At 63.8% G+C, this 17,377-nt stretch carries 14 protein-coding genes and 1 pseudogene; 5 read left to right on the top strand and 10 right to left on the bottom strand.

Features of this window, described 5'->3' with window-relative positions:
• Positions 1-6 precede the first annotated feature (6 nt).
• The 3 genes from FJW03_RS22650 to acs form a co-directional block, all read right to left on the bottom strand.
• The gene (locus tag FJW03_RS22650) at positions 7-825 is read right to left on the bottom strand and encodes a sugar phosphate isomerase/epimerase family protein (protein ID WP_140766622.1); all 819 of its coding nucleotides are present in this window, start codon (positions 823-825) and stop codon (positions 7-9) included.
• 150 nt (positions 826-975) lie between these two features.
• Complete coding sequence (locus tag FJW03_RS22645) at positions 976-1,716, bottom strand: MOSC domain-containing protein (RefSeq protein ID WP_140766623.1); 741 nt, start codon at positions 1,714-1,716, stop codon at positions 976-978.
• Between the two features lie 8 nt (positions 1,717-1,724).
• A complete protein-coding gene (gene acs / locus FJW03_RS22640; RefSeq protein ID WP_140766624.1) occupies positions 1,725-3,680 on the bottom strand; it encodes an acetate--CoA ligase in 1,956 nt (651 codons plus the stop codon).
• 304 nt (positions 3,681-3,984) lie between these two features.
• Here acs and FJW03_RS22635 point away from each other — a divergent pair, with 304 nt between their 5' ends.
• The gene (locus tag FJW03_RS22635; RefSeq protein WP_140697878.1) at positions 3,985-4,257 is read left to right on the top strand and encodes an usg protein; all 273 of its coding nucleotides are present in this window, start codon (positions 3,985-3,987) and stop codon (positions 4,255-4,257) included.
• Positions 4,258-4,450: 193 nt separating this feature from the next.
• On the opposite strand, the pseudogene FJW03_RS22630 reads toward FJW03_RS22635, so the two are convergent.
• Positions 4,451-5,484, bottom strand: a pseudogene (locus tag FJW03_RS22630) (aldo/keto reductase).
• 57 nt (positions 5,485-5,541) lie between these two features.
• Positions 5,542-6,723 (bottom strand): MFS transporter, encoded by a 1,182-nt coding sequence (locus FJW03_RS22625; RefSeq protein WP_140766904.1) that lies wholly within the window; start codon positions 6,721-6,723, stop codon positions 5,542-5,544.
• A gap of 125 nt (positions 6,724-6,848) precedes the next feature.
• Between FJW03_RS22625 and FJW03_RS22620 the strand changes: the two genes are divergently transcribed.
• On the top strand, positions 6,849-7,757 hold the full coding sequence (locus tag FJW03_RS22620) for a LysR family transcriptional regulator (RefSeq protein ID WP_140612210.1): 909 nt from the start codon (positions 6,849-6,851) through the stop codon (positions 7,755-7,757).
• Positions 7,758-7,805: 48 nt separating this feature from the next.
• Here the strand turns inward: FJW03_RS22620 and FJW03_RS22615 are convergent, their stop codons facing one another.
• From FJW03_RS22615 to FJW03_RS22600, 4 genes are all read right to left on the bottom strand, one after another.
• A complete protein-coding gene (locus FJW03_RS22615; protein ID WP_140766905.1) occupies positions 7,806-8,855 on the bottom strand; it encodes an aldo/keto reductase in 1,050 nt (349 codons plus the stop codon).
• Positions 8,856-8,978: 123 nt separating this feature from the next.
• The gene (locus FJW03_RS22610) at positions 8,979-9,380 is read right to left on the bottom strand and encodes a type II toxin-antitoxin system VapC family toxin (RefSeq protein WP_140766906.1); all 402 of its coding nucleotides are present in this window, start codon (positions 9,378-9,380) and stop codon (positions 8,979-8,981) included.
• A complete protein-coding gene (locus FJW03_RS22605; RefSeq protein WP_140766907.1) occupies positions 9,380-9,634 on the bottom strand; it encodes a type II toxin-antitoxin system Phd/YefM family antitoxin in 255 nt (84 codons plus the stop codon). The genes FJW03_RS22610 and FJW03_RS22605 overlap by 1 nt, the downstream gene beginning before the upstream one ends.
• 90 nt (positions 9,635-9,724) lie before the next feature.
• Positions 9,725-10,387 carry a YggS family pyridoxal phosphate-dependent enzyme gene (locus FJW03_RS22600; protein ID WP_140766908.1) on the bottom strand — a complete coding sequence of 221 codons (663 nt, stop codon included), beginning with the start codon at positions 10,385-10,387 and terminating at the stop codon, positions 9,725-9,727.
• A gap of 149 nt (positions 10,388-10,536) precedes the next feature.
• Between FJW03_RS22600 and leuS the strand changes: the two genes are divergently transcribed.
• The 3 genes from leuS (at position 10,537) to FJW03_RS22585 (ending at position 16,639) form a co-directional block, all read left to right on the top strand.
• Positions 10,537-13,161, top strand: coding sequence for a leucine--tRNA ligase (gene leuS, locus FJW03_RS22595; RefSeq protein ID WP_140766909.1), 2,625 nt, complete (start codon positions 10,537-10,539; stop codon positions 13,159-13,161).
• On the top strand, positions 13,148-13,726 hold the full coding sequence (locus tag FJW03_RS22590) for an LPS assembly lipoprotein LptE (RefSeq protein ID WP_140697899.1): 579 nt from the start codon (positions 13,148-13,150) through the stop codon (positions 13,724-13,726). Before leuS ends, FJW03_RS22590 begins: the two co-directional genes overlap by 14 nt.
• 333 nt (positions 13,727-14,059) lie before the next feature.
• Positions 14,060-16,639, top strand: a complete 2,580-nt coding sequence (locus FJW03_RS22585; RefSeq protein WP_140766928.1) for a DNA translocase FtsK — start codon at positions 14,060-14,062, stop codon at positions 16,637-16,639.
• Positions 16,640-16,714: 75 nt separating this feature from the next.
• Here FJW03_RS22585 and fsa read toward each other — a convergent pair whose 3' ends face one another.
• Entirely contained in the window at positions 16,715-17,371 is a 657-nt protein-coding gene (gene fsa, locus FJW03_RS22580) for a fructose-6-phosphate aldolase (RefSeq protein ID WP_140612222.1), read from the bottom strand.
• Positions 17,372-17,377 lie beyond the last annotated feature (6 nt).

Genomic DNA, 17,377 nt, shown 5'->3' with positions numbered 1-17,377 from the left:
GCCGTCTCACTCGGCGATACCGAGCAAGGCGAGATAGGCCGCCGACGCCGGGATCTTGGACTTGTCCTTGATCTCGATGATGAGACGCGGATTGCCTTCGAGTTTGGCCAGCGCGGCGAAGACCGAACGCCACTGGATCGTGCCCTCACCGAGGCTCCAGTGACGATCGGCGTAGCCGTCGGCGTCCTGCAGATGGACATGCTGCAGGCGGTTGCCGGCGGCGTGCACATAGTAGTCGACCGGCGGAGCACCTGTCGAACCATGGGCATAATAGGCGTGGCCGGTGTCGATCGACACGGCGACGGCAGGGGACTTGAAGCTTTCGGCCAACGCCACGCGGATATGCGGGTCCCTGTCCTCGATGTTTTCGAGAACCATGGTGCAGCCGATGTCCTCGGCCCGCCTGACGGCTTCGCTCAGCGTCAGGTGGCAGTACTCGACGATCTTTTCGCGCTCGCCGGGATTGTTGTCGAGATTGTTGTAGGACCATGTCGTGTAGGGGCTGTGGACGACCATCTGCGTCGCGCCGATTTGGGCGCAGACATCAAGACCTTGCATCAGACGTTTGCTGACCACGGCGCGAATATCGGGATCCTGCGAGGCGATGACGAAGCCCCAGAAAGGCCCGTGAATCCCGAGCCGTCCCTGGTAGCCGTCGAGGAGCTTTTTGGCGCGGGCGGCGAGCGGTGCCCAGTCGCCGTTGAGAACATCGGCGTTGGTGAAGCTCTGCAATTCCAGGTCGCGCTGCTTTTCGAGAAGCCAGGCGCGATGGATTTCGAGGTCGTCCAGGGTCATGGCGGCGCCAAGGATGGGCAGGGAAGTCATCGGTACTCCGATCGGTGGGATTTGAAATTGGCGAAAGCGACAAGGTGGGGTCGCGCCGGGCCCTGTATGGCGCCGTTTTCTGTCACGCGTATTACAGGCTGCGCGACGAGATTTTCGACGGCGCAACGCCTGCGGAGACCATGCCGCCAGCTAGACGAACCGCATCGTCGCGCCGATCTCGACGCTGGCCGGCTGGTCGACCGTGCAGTAGACGCCCAGATTGTGGGCGTTGTGGCGGACCAGGTTGCGCAGGATGCCGGGATCGTTGTCGAAGCCATCCTGGGCAATGATGGTGAAGCCGCAACGGCGGCAGGGCTCGGAGATGGTCAAGAGCAGATCGCCGATCGCAAGCTTGCGGCCGATCCACTCCGTCTCCGGAAATGAGCCTTCGACCGCCGCCATGTCGACGACGACGTTGGGGCGGAAGCGGCGCGCATCTGGCGTTCCCTCCGGATGCAGCGCCTTCAGGCGCGCCAGCGAAGCCGTGGTCAAAAGATGGATGGGCGCCTTGTTGTAGCGCGCTTGCGTGAGCGGACCGGCGTAGGCGGGCGGCGCGTTCTGCGGGCCGAACGGCCGGATCGAGGCCGCGAAGCCGAGATAGGCCGAAACGGCAGCATCGCTTTCCGTGCCCGGTGCCGCCAGCCAGTCGCCGCCGGGAATGGCGATCTCGAGCTTGCGGTCACCGGTCAGCCGGGCGCGGATGCGCGGCACCTTGTGCCATTTCGCCTCGCGGTCGGGCCGGGCGATCTCATTGTCGGCGGCATCGACCAGACCGAACATGCGGTCGCCGTCGATGCTGTCGGTGCCGACCGCGATCGCTTGCAGGCGTTCGCCGGCGAGCGAGCTCGCCGGATAGCGCCAGAGTTCGGCAACCCTGCCGATCGCGGCCATGGCTCGTCTCAGCCTTTCCTGTTCTGCCGGTTGGCGACGAGATCGTCGACGACGGCCGGATCGGCGAGCGTCGAGGTGTCGCCAAGGGCGGCAAAATCGTCCTCGGCGATCTTGCGCAGGATGCGGCGCATGATCTTACCCGAGCGTGTCTTGGGCAAGCCCGGCGCGAACTGGATCTTGTCGGGCGAGGCGATGGCGCCGATCTCCTTGCGGACATGGGCGATGAGATCCTTGCGCAACTCTTCGGTAGGCTCAATGCCCTTCATCAAGGTGACGTAGCTGTAGATGCCCTGGCCCTTGATGTCGTGCGGGTAGCCGACGACGGCGGCCTCCGAGACCTTCTCATGGCTGACCAGCGCCGATTCGACCTCGGCCGTGCCCATGCGGTGACCGGAGACGTTGATGACGTCGTCGACGCGGCCGGTGATCCAGTAATAGCCGTCGGCGTCGCGGCGACAGCCGTCACCGGTGAAGTATTTTCCCTTGTAGGTGGAAAAATAGGTCTGCACGAAGCGGTCGTGGTCGCCATAGACGGTGCGCATCTGGCCGGGCCAGGAATCGGTGATGCAGAGGTTGCCGTCGGCGGCTCCTTCCAGCACCTTGCCTTCGCCGTCGACCAGCTGCGGCTTGACGCCGAAGAAGGGCCGGGTCGCCGAGCCTGCCTTGAGGTCGGTGGCGCCGGGCAGCGGCGTGATCAGGATGCCGCCGGTCTCGGTCTGCCACCATGTATCGACGATCGGCACCTTGCCGTTGCCGACGATGTTGAAATACCACTCCCAGGCTTCCGGATTGATCGGCTCGCCGACCGAGCCAAGCACGCGCAGCGACTTGCGTGAGGTCTTCTTCACCGGATCGTCGCCGGCGCCCATCAACGCACGTAGCGCCGTCGGCGCGGTGTAGAAGATGTTGACCTTGTGCTTGTCGATGACCTCCCAGAAGCGGGACTGCGAGGGATAGTTGGGCACGCCCTCGAACATCAACGTGGTGGCGCCATTGGCGAGCGGTCCATAGACGATGTAGCTGTGGCCGGTGACCCAGCCGACATCGGCGGTGCACCAGTAGATGTCGCCGTCATGGTAATCGAAGACATATTGGTGCGTCATCGAGGCATAGACGAGATAGCCGGCGGTGGTGTGCAGCACGCCCTTCGGCTTGCCGGTCGAGCCGGAGGTGTAGAGGATGAACAGCGGATCCTCCGCCTTCATCTTTTCCGGCTTGCAGTCGGGCTTAACCGTCGCGATCTCGTCGTGATACCAGCGGTCGCGGCCCGGCGCCCAGCCGATCTTGCCGCCGGTGCGGCGCACGACGATTACGCTTTTCACTGTCACATCGTGCTTGGCAGCGATGTCGATTGCCTTGTCGGTGTTCTCCTTCAACGGGATCGGCTTGCCGCCGCGCAGGCCCTCGTCGGCGGTGATCACGAAGGTCGATTCGCAGTCGACGATGCGGCCGGCCAGCGCGTCCGGCGAAAAGCCGCCGAAGACGATCGAATGGATGGCGCCCAGCCGGGTGCAGGCCAGCATCGCATAGGCGGCTTCCGGGATCATCGGCATGTAGATGGTGACGCGGTCGCCCTTCCTGACGCCGTGCTTCTTCATCACGTTGGCGAGCCGGCAGACATGCTCGTAAAGCTCGTTGTAGGTGATCTTCTTGTCGTCGTAGGGGTTGTCGCCTTCCCAGATGATGGCGGTCTGGTTGCCGCGCTTCTTCAGGTGGCGGTCGATGCAGTTGTAGGAGACGTTGGTCAGCCCGTCCTCGAACCACTTGATCGAGACCTTGCCGTCGAAGGAGGTGTTCTTGACCTTGGTGAAGGGCTTGAACCAGTCGATGCGCTTGCCGTGCTTGCCCCAGAACTTATCCGGATTCTTGACGCTGTCGCCATACCATTTGAGATAGGTGTCGTTGTCGATCAGCGCGTTCTTCTTCCACGCCGGCTGGACGCGATGGATCTTTGCCTCGGACATGTCTTCGCTTTCCTCCCGAAACCAAACCGCTGGCTTGGCGGCCAGCGGGATCGCGGCGAAGCGGCCGCGAATTCGCGCGCATTATTAACAGTTCCGCGAAGACGGCAACATTAGACGTTGGATTCGCGTGGCGCGATGCCGCAGCGGCTGCGCAAAACGCTGTCAGCACTCCCGGAGCATCGCTGCTAAGCACATGCTTTCGTGGAGGAAAAGGCCGTCATGGTCTACGAAAATCAATAGACAGTTAAGCAACCACGCGCACAATCCAGCGTTGGGAGGAAGGAGAATCAACCTGAGGACTGCAATGCGCGACCATGGCGAAATGGACCTAATGCTCAAGGGCTACGGCCTGACCACGGCCAAGATTCTCTATCACTTCCCCGACCACCCGCACCTGTTGCAGAGCTTCATCTGGCAGGACTACGATATCGCTCCGCAATTTCCGGTACTGATCAAGTTCATCGAGTTCTGGAGAGCGAGGCTCGACGGGCCGCTGCATTCGGTGGTCTACACGCACCAGAAGCTGATCGCGCCGAACGAATGGCGCAAGCTGGATGGTGAGTTCGTGCTGCATTGAGCGGCGGCACAGCTGATCTCCCCCCTTGCGGGGGAGATGCCCGGCAGGGCAAAGGGGGGTGCTGTCCCGCCAACATGCCATGAAGCCGCCCGCAGTTGGCGGTTCTGGTCATCGTCGCGTTTCTTCACACCCCCCTCTGGCCTGCCGGCCATCTCCCCCGCAAGGGTGGAGATTGGCAGTTCCGGCGCCGGCTTCACACCGTCGGCGGATTGAGCCGGGCAAATCCTTCCTGACGCCGGTAAGGGAATACGGATAGGGTGTGGTGACCTCGCTGGCCGCATCAAGCTTCTTCATCTGCTCCGGCGTCAGCGTCCAGCCGATGGCACCGAGGTTCTGGCGCAATTGCTCCTCGTTGCGGGCGCCGATGATGACGGATGACACGGTCGGGCGCTGCAGCAGCCAATTGATGGCGATCTGCGGCACGGTCTTGCCGGTCTCCGCGGCAACGGCATCGAGCGCGTCGACCACTTTATACAGATGTTCATCCTCGACAGGCGGGCCGAAGCTCGCCGTATCATGCAGCCGGCTCTTTTCCGGCAGAGGTTGGCCACGGCGGACCTTGCCGGTCAGGCGGCCCCAGCCGAGCGGGCTCCACACCAGCGCACCGACGTCCTGGTCGAGTCCAAGCGGCATCAGCTCCCATTCATAGTCGCGGCCAAGCAGCGAATAATAGACCTGATGCGCGACGTAGCGCGGGTAGCCGTGCCTGTCGGCGAGCCCAAGCGACTTCATCACTTGCCAGCCGGAGAAATTGGAGACGCCGACATAGCGCAGTTTGCCGGCGCGCACGAGGTCGTCGAGCGTCGACAGCACCTCCTCGATCGGCGTGCCTGCATCGAAAGCGTGCAGTTGCAACAGGTCGATGTAGTCGGTGCCGAGGCGCTTCAGCGCGGCGTCGACCGATCTGACCAGCCGCGAGCGCGAGGAGCCATAATCGGCCGGGCCGTCGCCCGTCGGCAGCGAGGTCTTGGTTGAGATCAGCACCGCATCGCGGCGGCCCTTGATGGCTTCGCCGAGCACTTGCTCCGACGCGCCGTTCGAATAGACGTCGGCGCTGTCGAACAGGTTGACACCGGCGTCCAAGCAGATGTCGATAAGCCGCCGCGCTTCCCTGGCATCGCTGTTGCCCCAGGCGCCGAACAGTGGCCCGGAGCCGCCAAAAGTTCCCGCGCCGAACGAAAGCGCCGGCACCTTCAGGCCCGATGCGCCGAGACGTCGATAGTCCATTTTCTTGCTCCTTATGCTGTAGGGAGAGACGTCGAAAGCGAAATTAGGGTTGCCGGCTCACGGCCGGGCGGAAGCCGGCTCGCCGAGCGCCGGCGCGCGGTCGAGGCGCAGCGCCAATGCGGCCACGGCGAGGGCGCCAAGCGGCAGCAGCGCGGCCACCCAGGTGAGGGCACCGAGGCCAAGGCCGTGGGCGATGACCGCGCCGCCCAGCCAGGCGCCCAAGGCATTGCCGAGATTGAAGGCTGCGATGTTGAAGGAGGAGGCGAGGCTCTGGCCGGCGCCTTGCGCCTTCTCCAGCACCCACATTTGCAGCGGCGCCACGGTGGCGAAGGCGGCCGCACCCAGCAGGCCGACATAGATCACGGCCATGACCTGGCTGTGAATGGCGAAGCTCATTGTCGCCAGCACCAGCGCCAGCACCACAAGGCTGCCCAGGACCGCGGGCACGAGCCAACGGTCGGCGACCTTGCCCCCGGCGAGGTTGCCGGCGATGAGGCCGCCGCCGAAGACGAGCAGGATCGGCGACACCGCCGCTTCCTTGAAGCCGCTGATCTCGGTGAGCAGAGGGGCGACGTAGGTGAAGACGGCGAAGACACCGGCATAGCCGAGCACCGTGGTCGCGAGGCCGAGCAGCACGGGCGCGCGGCGCAGCACGGCGAGGTCGGCACGAAGCTCGCTCTTTTCAGGTGCCGCCTGGCTGCGCGGCACCAGAACCAAGATGACGGCGAAGGCGGCGAGGCCGACCGCGGTTACCGCCCAGAAGGTCGCACGCCAGCCAAAGGCCTGGCCGAGCCAGGTGCCGACGGGCACGCCGAGAATATTGGCGATGGTCAGGCCGGTGAACATCAGCGCGATCGCCGAGGCCTTCTTGTTGGGCGCGACGAGGCTGGTGGCGACCACCGAGCCGACGCCGAAGAAGGTGCCATGGGCAAAGGCGGTGATGATACGGGCGCCCATCAGCGTCCAGTAATCGGGCGCCAGCGCGCAGGCGAGATTGCCAAGGGTGAAGATGGCCATTAGCGCCAGGAGCACCGTCTTGCGTGGCCAGTTGCCGGTGGCGATGGTCAGCAAGGGCGCGCCGATGACGACGCCCAGCGCGTAGCCCGAAATGAGCTGGCCGGCGGCCGAGATCGAGACGCCAAGGTCTTTGCTGACGTCGATAAGCAGGCCCATGATGACGAATTCCGTGACGCCGATGCCGAAGGCACCGGCGGCGAGGGCGTAAAGAGCAAGAGGCATGGTGGTTTCCACTTCCAAGACGACGAGCGCCCTGTCCAATCCGCGCCCCTACCGGGAAGATCGTATCGGCCCGCACTGTGAACCAGACTTGCCCAAGGCATATTTTCTGTGAAATAGATTCACAGATGGCGAGACCCGACATCAACCGCTCCGGCGAGATCGAAGTGTTTGTGCGCGTCGTCGAGGCCGGCAGCTTCTCGGCGGCCGCCCGCGCATTGCGCATGACGCCATCGGCGGTCAGCAAGCTGATCGCGCGGCTGGAGGCCCGGCTAGGGGCCAGACTGGTCAGCCGCTCGACGCGCAAGCTGCTGCTGACGCCGGAAGGAGCGGCCTTCCACGAAAGCGGGCAGCGCATCCTGGCCGACATGGCGGCGGCCGAGCGCGAAGCGGCGGCCGGTGCCGCGCCGCGCGGGCGGCTGCGCGTCAACACCTACGTGCCCTTCGGGGTGCACCGGCTGATCCCGCTGCTGCCGCGCTTCCTCGAACGCTATTCCGAGATCTCGGTCGATCTGGTGCTGACCGACAGCGTCATCGACCTGATGGCGGAGCGCGCCGACGTCGCCATCCGGGCCGGCCCGCTCGGCGAATCACGGCTGGTGGCGCGCAAGCTTGGGCAGAGCCCGGGGGTCGTCGTTGCGGCCCCATCCTATCTCGATGCGCACGGTACGCCGCTGACGCCGGTCGATCTCGACAGCCACAACCGCATGGGCTTCGGCTTCGTCAGGCATATCGATGGCTGGCCATTCCTCGACGCGGCCGGCAACGCGGTCATGATCCCGATCACCGGCAACACGCTGGTCAGCGACGGCGAGGCGATGCGGCTGATGACGCTGGCCGGGGCGGGCATCTCCAGGCTGGCACGCTGGCATGTGGCGGCCGATATCGCCGCCGGCCGGCTGGTGCCGCTGCTGGAGGATTTCAATCCCGGAGACCAGGAGGCCACCCACGCCGTCTATGTCGGTCAGGGCCGGCACCTGCCGGCACGGGTGCGGGCTTTTCTCGATTTTCTCGGGGAGAGCGTCAGGTTGACCTGAAGCGATCTCGGAAGCCGATCGGCTCCCGAGACGTCTGCCCCAACTGCTTCATGCTTTCGGCGTGAACGGCGCCGGACGGCGCCCGACGCCCTGGCGCTCGAGCATCCAGCCGGGATATTCGGCGGGCAGCGCGCTGACTTCGTCAAGACGGGCGAGATCGTCGGCGTCAAGCTTCACCCCGGTCGCGGCAAGGTTTTGTTCGAGCTGGTCCATGCGGCTGGCGCCGATGATGACGCTCATCACGAAGGGCTTGGCCAGGACATAACCGAGCGCCACCGTGGCGACGCTGACGTCGTGCCTTTTGGCGATCTCGCGCATGGCGGCGACAGCCGCCCAGGCGCGGTCCTCGTTGACCGGTGGGAAATTGAACGAGGCGCGGCGGCCCTCGCCATTGCCGGGCGCGCCGGGTCCGTATTTGCCCGAGAGCAGGCCGCCGGCCAACGGCGACCATACCATCAGACCGAGCTTCTCCTCATTGATGAGCGGTACGATCTCGCGCTCGAGATCGCGGCCGGCGATCGAGTAGTAGGACTGGATGGTCTCGAAGCGGGCAAAGCCCTTGCGGTCGGCGATGCCCAGCGCCTTGGCGATGCGCCACGCTGCCCAGTTGGAGACGCCGACATAGCGGACCTTGCCGCTGGAGACGAGATCGTCCAGTGCCCGCAGCGTCTCGTCGATCGGCGCCACCGCGTCGGTCCCGTGCAATTGATAGAGATCGATATGGTCGAGCTGCAGCCGTTCGAGGCTGGCGTCGACCGAATCCATGATGTGGCCGCGCGAGGAGCCGCGCTGGTTCGGGCCTTCGCCCATGGGGCCATGCACCTTGGTGGCGATGACCACGTTCTGCCTCGCGACGCCGAGATCGCGGAGAGACTGGCCGAGCAATTTTTCGGACTCGCCGAAGGAATAGACGTCGGCCGTGTCGAAAAAGTTGACGCCGGCGGCGAGCGAGCGGCCGACGATCTCGTTGACGCCCTTCTGATCGAGACTGGCGATCAGGCCCCATTGGGCATTCTGGCCGGCGGCGCCGAAGGTCATGGTGCCGAGGCACAGTTCGGAGACGAATAGCCCGGTATTTCCAAGCTGGTTGTAGCGCATGGTGAAGGCTCCAGAGGAATCGAGGTGACAGGAGTCAGATAGGAACGGTACGTTTCGTTTCCAGCGCTGGCGTAATGTACCCGATAGCGTTGGCCCAACGGGCCGACGTTCCACGGAGGAATCCTAAATTTCCCAGGGATTGAGCACCGTCACGCCCGTCTCTTCGAAATCGGCGACATTACGTGTCACCATAACGAGATTATGGACAAGCGCGGTTGCGGCGATCAGGGTGTCGGCGCTGCCTCGTGTACGGCCGGCGGTGATGCGGCCCCAAGCCAGCGCGACATCATCCGTAACAGCAAGAATCCGGTCGGCATTGTCTCGCCTAAGCTCTCGCAGCCAGAGATCGAGGCGTGTTGCTTTTTCGGAGTCGATCTTGCGTAGCCTGACAATCCCCCGCTCGATTTCTCCAAGGGTAATAACGCTGAGATTGACCGAGGACGGGTCCACCGAAGCCAACCAAGCTGTGGGCTTGGGCAAGCGCCTCTCCACATCCGACACGACATTTGTGTCGAGCAGATACATCAAAAATCCACATCCCGGATCATCGTCTCCGGGCGGCGGTTGACCTCTTCGGCAAAATCATCGTCCCAGACCGGGCCAGTCAAGAGATATTCAGCCAGCGATTTTTTCTTTCCAGCTAGGCGGTCGTAATCCTCAGCCGAGAGCACCACTGCGGCGCGTTCGCCGCGCAGTGTCACTGTCTGCGGTCCCTCGCTACGCGCGCGCTGAACCACCTTGGAGAAATTGTTTTTTGCGTCCTGGAGGTGCCAGTTCATAGAATGTATCCTAGCTAGCTTGGCTAGATATAACATTCGCCTGGCTACTCGGCAAGGGACGTTGCCTCTGAACTGCCAGTCCAAGCGGAATTAACGGCTGCCGAAGATGGCCGAACCCACACGAACGCTGGTGGCACCAAAGGCGATTGCCGTCTCGTAGTCGCCTGACATGCCCATCGACAGTTTGGCAACGCCTGCCTCCCGTGCCAGCTTTTCCAGCAAAGCAAAATGCGGGCCCGGGTTCTCGTCGGCCGGCGGGATGCACATCAGGCCTTCGATGGCGAGGCCGTGCACATCGCGGCAGCGGGCGACAAAGGCCACCGCCTCGCGCGGGTCGATGCCGGCCTTCTGCGGTTCGGAGCCGGTGTTGACCTGGACGTAGAGCCTTGGCGCGCGGCCTTGCCTGGCGATCTCCTTGGCGAGTTCGGCGGCGATCTTTTCGCGGTCGACCGTCTCGATGACGTCGAACAGGGCCACCGCCTCCTTCGCCTTGTTCGACTGCAACGGACCGATCAGGTGCAGTTCGATATCCGGGAAAGCCGCTTTCAGGTCAGGCCATTTGCCTTGCGCTTCCTGCACGCGGTTCTCACCGAACACGCGCTGGCCGGTCTCGAGAACGGGCTTTATATCGGCGGCGTCGAAGGTCTTCGAAACAGCCACCAGCGTCACCGCGCCGGCTTCGCGACCGGCTTCCTGCTCGGCGGCGGCGATCTTCGCCTTGACCGCGAAAAACTGCTGAACGGTGTCGCCCATATGCAAATCCCGCTGTTTTGACCCGCGTTTTTGTCAGCCGCGATGCCCATATGGTTGACGGGTTTGCCAAACCATGGTGAACACCCGGACCACATTCCATGAACCGCCGGGCTTCGGCGGTCCGCATGCTTTTAAGTGAAAAACGTCCCATGGCAACCGAACGATACAATCCGCGCGCGTCAGAACCCAAATGGCAGAAGGCCTGGGCCGAAAAGAAGCTGTTCGAAGCGCACAATGACGATCCGCGTCCGAAATACTATGTGCTGGAGATGTTCCCCTATCCGTCGGGGCGCATCCATATCGGCCATACCCGCAATTATACGATGGGCGACGTGGTGGCGCGCTACAAGCGGGCCAAGGGTTTCAACGTGCTGCACCCGATGGGCTGGGACGCTTTCGGGATGCCGGCCGAGAACGCGGCGATGCAGAACAAGGTCCACCCCAAGGAATGGACCTACCAGAACATCGCCACCATGCGTGAGCAGCTCAAGGTCATGGGCCTGTCGCTGGACTGGGCGCGCGAGTTCGCCACCTGCGATGTCGACTATTACCACCGCCAGCAGATGCTGTTCCTCGACTTCGTCGAGAAGGGGCTGGTGACGCGCAAATCGTCCAAGGTCAACTGGGATCCGGAGGACATGACCGTGCTCGCCAACGAGCAGGTCATCGACGGGCGCGGCTGGCGCTCGGGCGCGCTGGTCGAGCAGCGCGAGCTGACGCAGTGGTTCTTCAAGATCACCGACTTTGCGCAGGATCTGCTGGATTCGCTCGACGGCCTCGACGAATGGCCCGAAAAAGTGAAGCTGATGCAGCAGAACTGGATCGGCCGTTCGGAAGGCCTGCTAATCCGCTGGCCGCTGGCCTCGGACGCTGCGGGCGAGCATGAGCTGGAAGTCTACACGACAAGGCCCGACACCATTTTCGGCGCCTCCTTCATGGCGATCGCCGCCGATCATCCGCTGGCTAGGAAGGCCGCCGAGACCAATCCGGCGCTGGCCAAGTTCATCGAGGAAGTGCGCCATATGGGCACTTCGGTGGCGGCGCTGGAGACGGCGGAGAAGAAGGGCTTCGACACCGGCATCCGCGTCGTTCATCCGTTCGACGACAGTTGGACGCTGCCCGTCTATGTCGCCAATTTCGTGCTGATGGAATATGGCACCGGCGCCATTTTCGGCTGCCCCGCGCATGATCAGCGCGATCTCGACTTCGCCAACAAATACGGCCTGCCGGTGGTGCCGGTGGTGATGCCGGAGGGCGAGAACCCGTCCGCGTTCCAAATTATCGACGTTGCCTATGTCGATGACGGCGCGATGATCAATTCACGCTTCCTCGATGGGATGAAGCCGAGCCAGGCCTTCGATGAGGTGGCGAAGCTCTTGGAGCAGAAGACGATCGGCAACCGGCCGATGGCCGAGCGCAAGGTGAATTTCCGCCTGCGCGACTGGGGCATTTCGCGCCAGCGCTACTGGGGCTGCCCGATCCCGATGATCCATTGCGAGCATTGCGGCGTGGTGCCGGTGCCGAAGGCCGACCTGCCGGTCAAGCTGCCCGACGATGTCGATTTCGACCGGCCGGGCAATCCGCTCGACCGGCATCCGACATGGCGGCATGTGAAGTGCCCGCAATGCGGTGGGGATGCACGCCGCGAGACCGACACGATGGACACCTTCGTCGATTCATCCTGGTATTTCGCCCGTTTCACCGCGCCCTGGGCGCATGAGCCGACCGACCCCAGGGCGGCCAATGAGTGGCTGCCGGTCGACCAGTATATCGGCGGCATCGAGCACGCGATCCTGCATCTGCTCTATTCGCGCTTCTTCACCCGTGCCATGCGCGAGACCGGCCATGTCGATCTGGCCGAGCCGTTCAAGGGCCTGTTCACGCAAGGCATGGTGGTGCACGAAACTTACCGTGTCGGCACGGCATCGAATGGCCGCTGGCTGGCGCCGACCGAGGTGCGGCTGGAGGATGTCGACGGCAAACGCCGCGCCATCGACATCGCCACCGGCGAGGCGGTGACCATCGGCCCGCTCGAGAAGATGTCGAAGTCCAAGAAGAACACGGTCAGCCCGGAAGACATCACCGACGGCTACGGCGCCGACACGGCGCGCTGGTTCATGCTGTCGGACTCACCGCCCGAGCGCGACGTCGAATGGACAGACGATGGCGCGGCGGGCGCGCATCGCTTCATGCAGCGCATCTGGCGCCTGGTATCGACGGCGGCCGAGACGCTGGCAGGGGTCAAGCCTGCCGCGGCTGCCGCCGGCGAAGCGGGAGCGGTCTCCAAGGCCACGCACAAGATTCTGAAGGCAGTCGGCGAGGACATCGAGAAGCTCGCCTTCAACCGTGCCATCGCCCGCATCTATGAGCTGGCCAACGCGCTGACCACGCCGCTCAACGACGTGGCGGACGGCAAAGCCGACCAGGCGCTGCAAGGCGCCTGCCGACAGGCGGTGGAGATCCTGGTGCATCTGATCGCGCCCGTCATGCCGCATCTGGCCGAGGAGTGCTGGGAGACGCTCGGCGGCACCGAACTGGTTGCCGAACGGCCATGGCCGGTCTTCGATCCGGCGCTGGTCGTCGACAACGAAGTGACCTATCCGGTGCAGGTCAACGGCAAGAAGCGGGGGGATTTGACAATTGCCCGCGACGCGGACCAAGGTGCGGTCGAAAAAGCGGTATTGGCTCTCGACTTCGTGCAGAAAGCACTTGAGGGTAAGGCTCCGCGCAAGGTGATCATCGTGCCGCAGAGGATCGTCAATGTCGTTGCCTGATCGGGAGAAGACAGAGCTGAGCCGCTTGCTGCGCCGCATTGCGCTGGCCGGCCTTGTCGGCTCGCTCGCGCTGGTTTCGGCCTGCACCGTGCGGCCGCTCTATTCCAGCGCGCCGCTGTCGACTGGCTCGACCGCCAATGCTGAAATGGCGTCGATCGCCATCAAGCCGGTCAGGACGCGTTATGCCCAGCAGGTGCGCAACAATCTGATCTTCGGATTTGGGCGCGGCGCCGGCGAACCGGCCTCGCCGCTTTATTCGCTCGATCTCGGCGTGACCGAAGCCGTCGAATCCTCGGCTCTCGTGCAGGTCGGAACCGATGAGGACGAGCCGACCGCCGGTTCGGTGACGCTCACCGCCGGCTATACGCTGACCGATGCGACAACCGGTGCGGTGATCGCTGTCGGCAAGCGGGCGATCACCTCGTCCTTCGACAAGCCGCGCCAGGAATTTGCCTCCTACCGGGCGCAGATCGATGCCGAGAATCGCGCCGCGCGCGAACTGGCCGAAGCCCTGCAATTGTCGATCGCCCAGGATCTGGCCCGGCACGGCAAGGCAGCTGGCTAGAGCTCTCTGTCTTTACGCAATTCCGGACGGAAAACCGCTACGCACTTTTCCTGGAATTGCCTTGGCGCCAGCCTTCGTTTTCGGAAAATACCGTCTCAATCCTGGTGCTCGGGCCGCTCGCGACGGCCAAGAGCCGAACCCGTCAGTTCGCCTTTTTTTGCCGGCGCGTATGGGTGAGTGGGTGATCGTGGATGGCGATCATTCGCTCGAATCCGGATCGTTCGACATCGTCGCGAAAGATACGTTTCGGACGCTCCAACGGTGCTGACGGGAAGCAACTGTTAACCACTCGCTCCCTATTGCTCAGCAGACGTTTCAGAGTGAGTCTTGAGCATGGAATCCAAGCGTTTTCCTCGGGTCAATTTATCGAAGTCCGCTTCGCCCGATGATCCCGAGGGTGAGCGTTTCAACGGCATGAGCGACAAGGGGAACGGCCAGCGTTCCGGCGCAGCCGGGGGCGGTTCTCCGCCGCCTATTGATCTCGGCGGCAACGAAAGCCCGGCATGGCAGGAGTATTTCTTCCTGGCGCCGAATGTGCGCTTTACACGCACGCCTGACTATGAGGCCAGTCCACGCCATCCGCGACTCGACCACGCTGCCACCATGCAAAACGAACCGCTGGGGCAAACGGCGCCGCCAACAATGGCGCGATCCGCCTCGGCGCCCCAGGCAGCCTCGTCCTTGTCATCGCCGATGAAAAACCGGAACCCCGCTTCAGACGCTGCCCGGGCGCCCGCCGGCAACCGAGCTGTGCTGCATGAAGGGCAGCCTGCCCCGTCTGTGACATCCGTTTCACCAGGGCGTGCCGGCGATAAGGCGCGGGTTGTCGCACCGACAGGGCCGCGGACGGCCGCAATGACACGCGCATCCGTACCAGCGGCTTCCGCCCCCGGAACGGTCAAGACAACAGGGCGCGAGACTGTCCGCTGGCCCTATCTGTCGGATCATGTTTTCTTCGAACTCATGGCGCCCTATATGATCGAGGGCCCGTCGCCGGCGACACAGGCCGTCCCGGCTCCGCGCCCGGCGGCGCCGGCTGCCGTCAGCCGGGTCGACATCCGCCGCGCGCCGACGGCCGATCCCACCGCCTTATTCCGCGTCATCGAGTGCCTTCCGGGCCAGCAAGCTCCACCGGCCTTGCCGGATGTCCGTCCGGCCAATTCGAATGAAGCCGCGGTTCAGCCGGTAGCGAGGAGCGCGCCGCAGAAGGTTCAGGCGGCGGGTGCAATTCCGGTCGCTGCCAGCAAGGCCGCTCCAGCGGAGGTGACGCAAGGCTTGGAGGGAATCGCACAGGCTCCGGCCATGCGGGCGTCTTCGCCACTGCCTTTGGTCGGCAAGATTGCTCCGGCCGCGACGAGCGGGGCGTATGAACTTCCCTCGGAAGAGCTGCTGCAGCAGCCGCCCGAAGGGCAGGGCTTCTACATGTCGCAGGAGCGGCTCGAGCAGAATGCCGATCTTCTGGAAAGCGTGCTCGAGGATTTCGGCGTGCGCGGCGAGATCATCCATGTCCGCCCCGGTCCGGTCGTCACCCTCTACGAGTTCGAGCCGGCGCCGGGCGTCAAATCCTCCCGCGTCATCGGTCTCGCCGATGATATCGCCCGTTCCATGTCGGCTGTTTCGGCGCGCGTCGCCGTCGTGCCCGGCCGCAACGTCATCGGCATCGAGCTTCCGAACGAGACGCGCGAAACCGTCTATTTCCGCGAGCTGATCGAATCCCAGGGTTTTCGCAAGACCAGCTGCAAGCTGGCGCTATGCCTGGGCAAGACCATCGGCGGCGAGCCGGTCATCGCCGAGCTGGCAAAGATGCCGCATTTGCTGGTCGCCGGCACCACCGGCTCGGGCAAGTCGGTTGCCATCAACACCATGATCCTGTCGCTGCTCTACCGGCTGAAACCGGAAGAGTGCCGGTTGATCATGGTCGATCCCAAGATGCTGGAGCTCTCCGTCTATGACGGCATCCCGCATCTTCTGACGCCTGTTGTCACCGATCCCAAGAAGGCCGTCACCGCGCTCAAATGGGCGGTGCGCGAGATGGAGGACCGCTATCGCAAGATGGCGCGGCTCGGCGTGCGCAACATCGATGGCTACAATGAGCGCGCCGCCGCTGCCCGCGACAAGGGCGAGACGGTCGTCATGACGATCCAGACGGGTTTCGAGAAGGGCACCGGAGAGCCGCTTTTCGAGCAGCAGGAAATCGACCTCGCACCGATGCCCTATATCGTCGTCATCGTCGACGAGATGGCCGACCTCATGATGGTCGCCGGCAAGGAGATCGAAGGCGCCATCCAGCGCCTGGCGCAGATGGCGCGTGCGGCCGGCATTCACCTGATCATGGCGACGCAGCGCCCGTCCGTCGATGTCATCACCGGCACCATCAAGGCCAACTTCCCGACCCGCATTTCCTTCCAGGTGACATCCAAGATCGACAGCCGCACGATCCTCGGCGAGCAGGGCGCCGAGCAGCTGCTCGGCCAGGGCGACATGCTGCACATGATGGGCGGCGGGCGTATTTCCCGCGTGCATGGCCCCTTTGTTTCCGACGCGGAAGTCGAACATGTCGTGGCGCATCTGAAGGCGCAGGGCCGCCCCGAATATCTGGAAACCGTGACGGCCGACGAGGATGAAGAGGAAGACGAAGCCGACCAGGGCGCGGTCTTCGACAAGGGATCCGTCGCCGCCGAGGATGGCGATTCCAGCTATGACGAGGCGGTCAAGGTGGTGTTGCGCGACAAGAAGTGCTCGACGTCGTACATCCAGCGCCGCCTCGGCATCGGCTATAACCGCGCCGCTTCATTGGTCGAGCGCATGGAGAAGGAAGGACTGGTCGGCGCGCCCAACCATGTCGGCAAGCGCGAGATCATCATGGGGCGCCGCCCCCAGGCGACCGTGCCCGACGATGACGGAGCGGAATGATTGACGGCCTCGCCTTGATCCGCAGCGCACAAAAAAGGCCGGTTACCCGGCCTTTTTCTTGAAAACCAAGTGGCTTCAGCCGATCTTCTGGCCGGTCTTGGCCCAGTCGGCGAGGAAGGCGGCGAGGCCCTTGTCGGTCAGCGGATGGTTGACCAGCGCCTTCAGCGTCGCCGGCGGAGCGGTGATGACGTCGGCGCCGATGAGCGCGGCCTGCTTGACGTGGTTCACCGTGCGCACCGATGCGGTCAGGATCTCGGTCTGGAAATCGTAATTGTCGTAGATCTGCCGGATCTCCTGGATCAGCTCCATGCCGTCCGAGCCGGTGTCATCGATGCGGCCGACGAAGGGCGAGATGAACGAGGCGCCGGCCTTGGCGGCGAGCAGTGCCTGATTGGCCGAGAAGCACAGCGTGACGTTGACCATGCGGTTCATCTCGGTGCGGATCGTCTTGCAGGCCTTAAGGCCGTCGAGCGTCAACGGCACCTTGATGGCGATATTGGGTGCGATCTTGGCCAGGACCTCGGCCTCGGCCATCATGTCCTTGTACACGGTCGCCACGACCTCGGCTGAAACCGGACCTTCGACGATGTCGCAGATCTGCTTGGTGACTTCGACGATCTTGCCACCCGATTTCAGGATCAGCGAGGGGTTGGTGGTGACGCCATCAAGCAGCCCCAGATCGTTCAGCTCACGGATTTCCTTGATGTCGGCTGTGTCGGCAAAAAATTTCATGGCGGG

The sequence above is a fragment of the Mesorhizobium sp. B4-1-4 genome (assembly GCF_006439395.2).
In the GTDB taxonomy this organism is placed as follows: Bacteria; Pseudomonadota; Alphaproteobacteria; order Rhizobiales; family Rhizobiaceae; genus Mesorhizobium.
The sequence above is the reverse complement of the archived record's forward strand: the minus strand, read 5'-3'. Positions and strand labels throughout refer to the sequence as shown.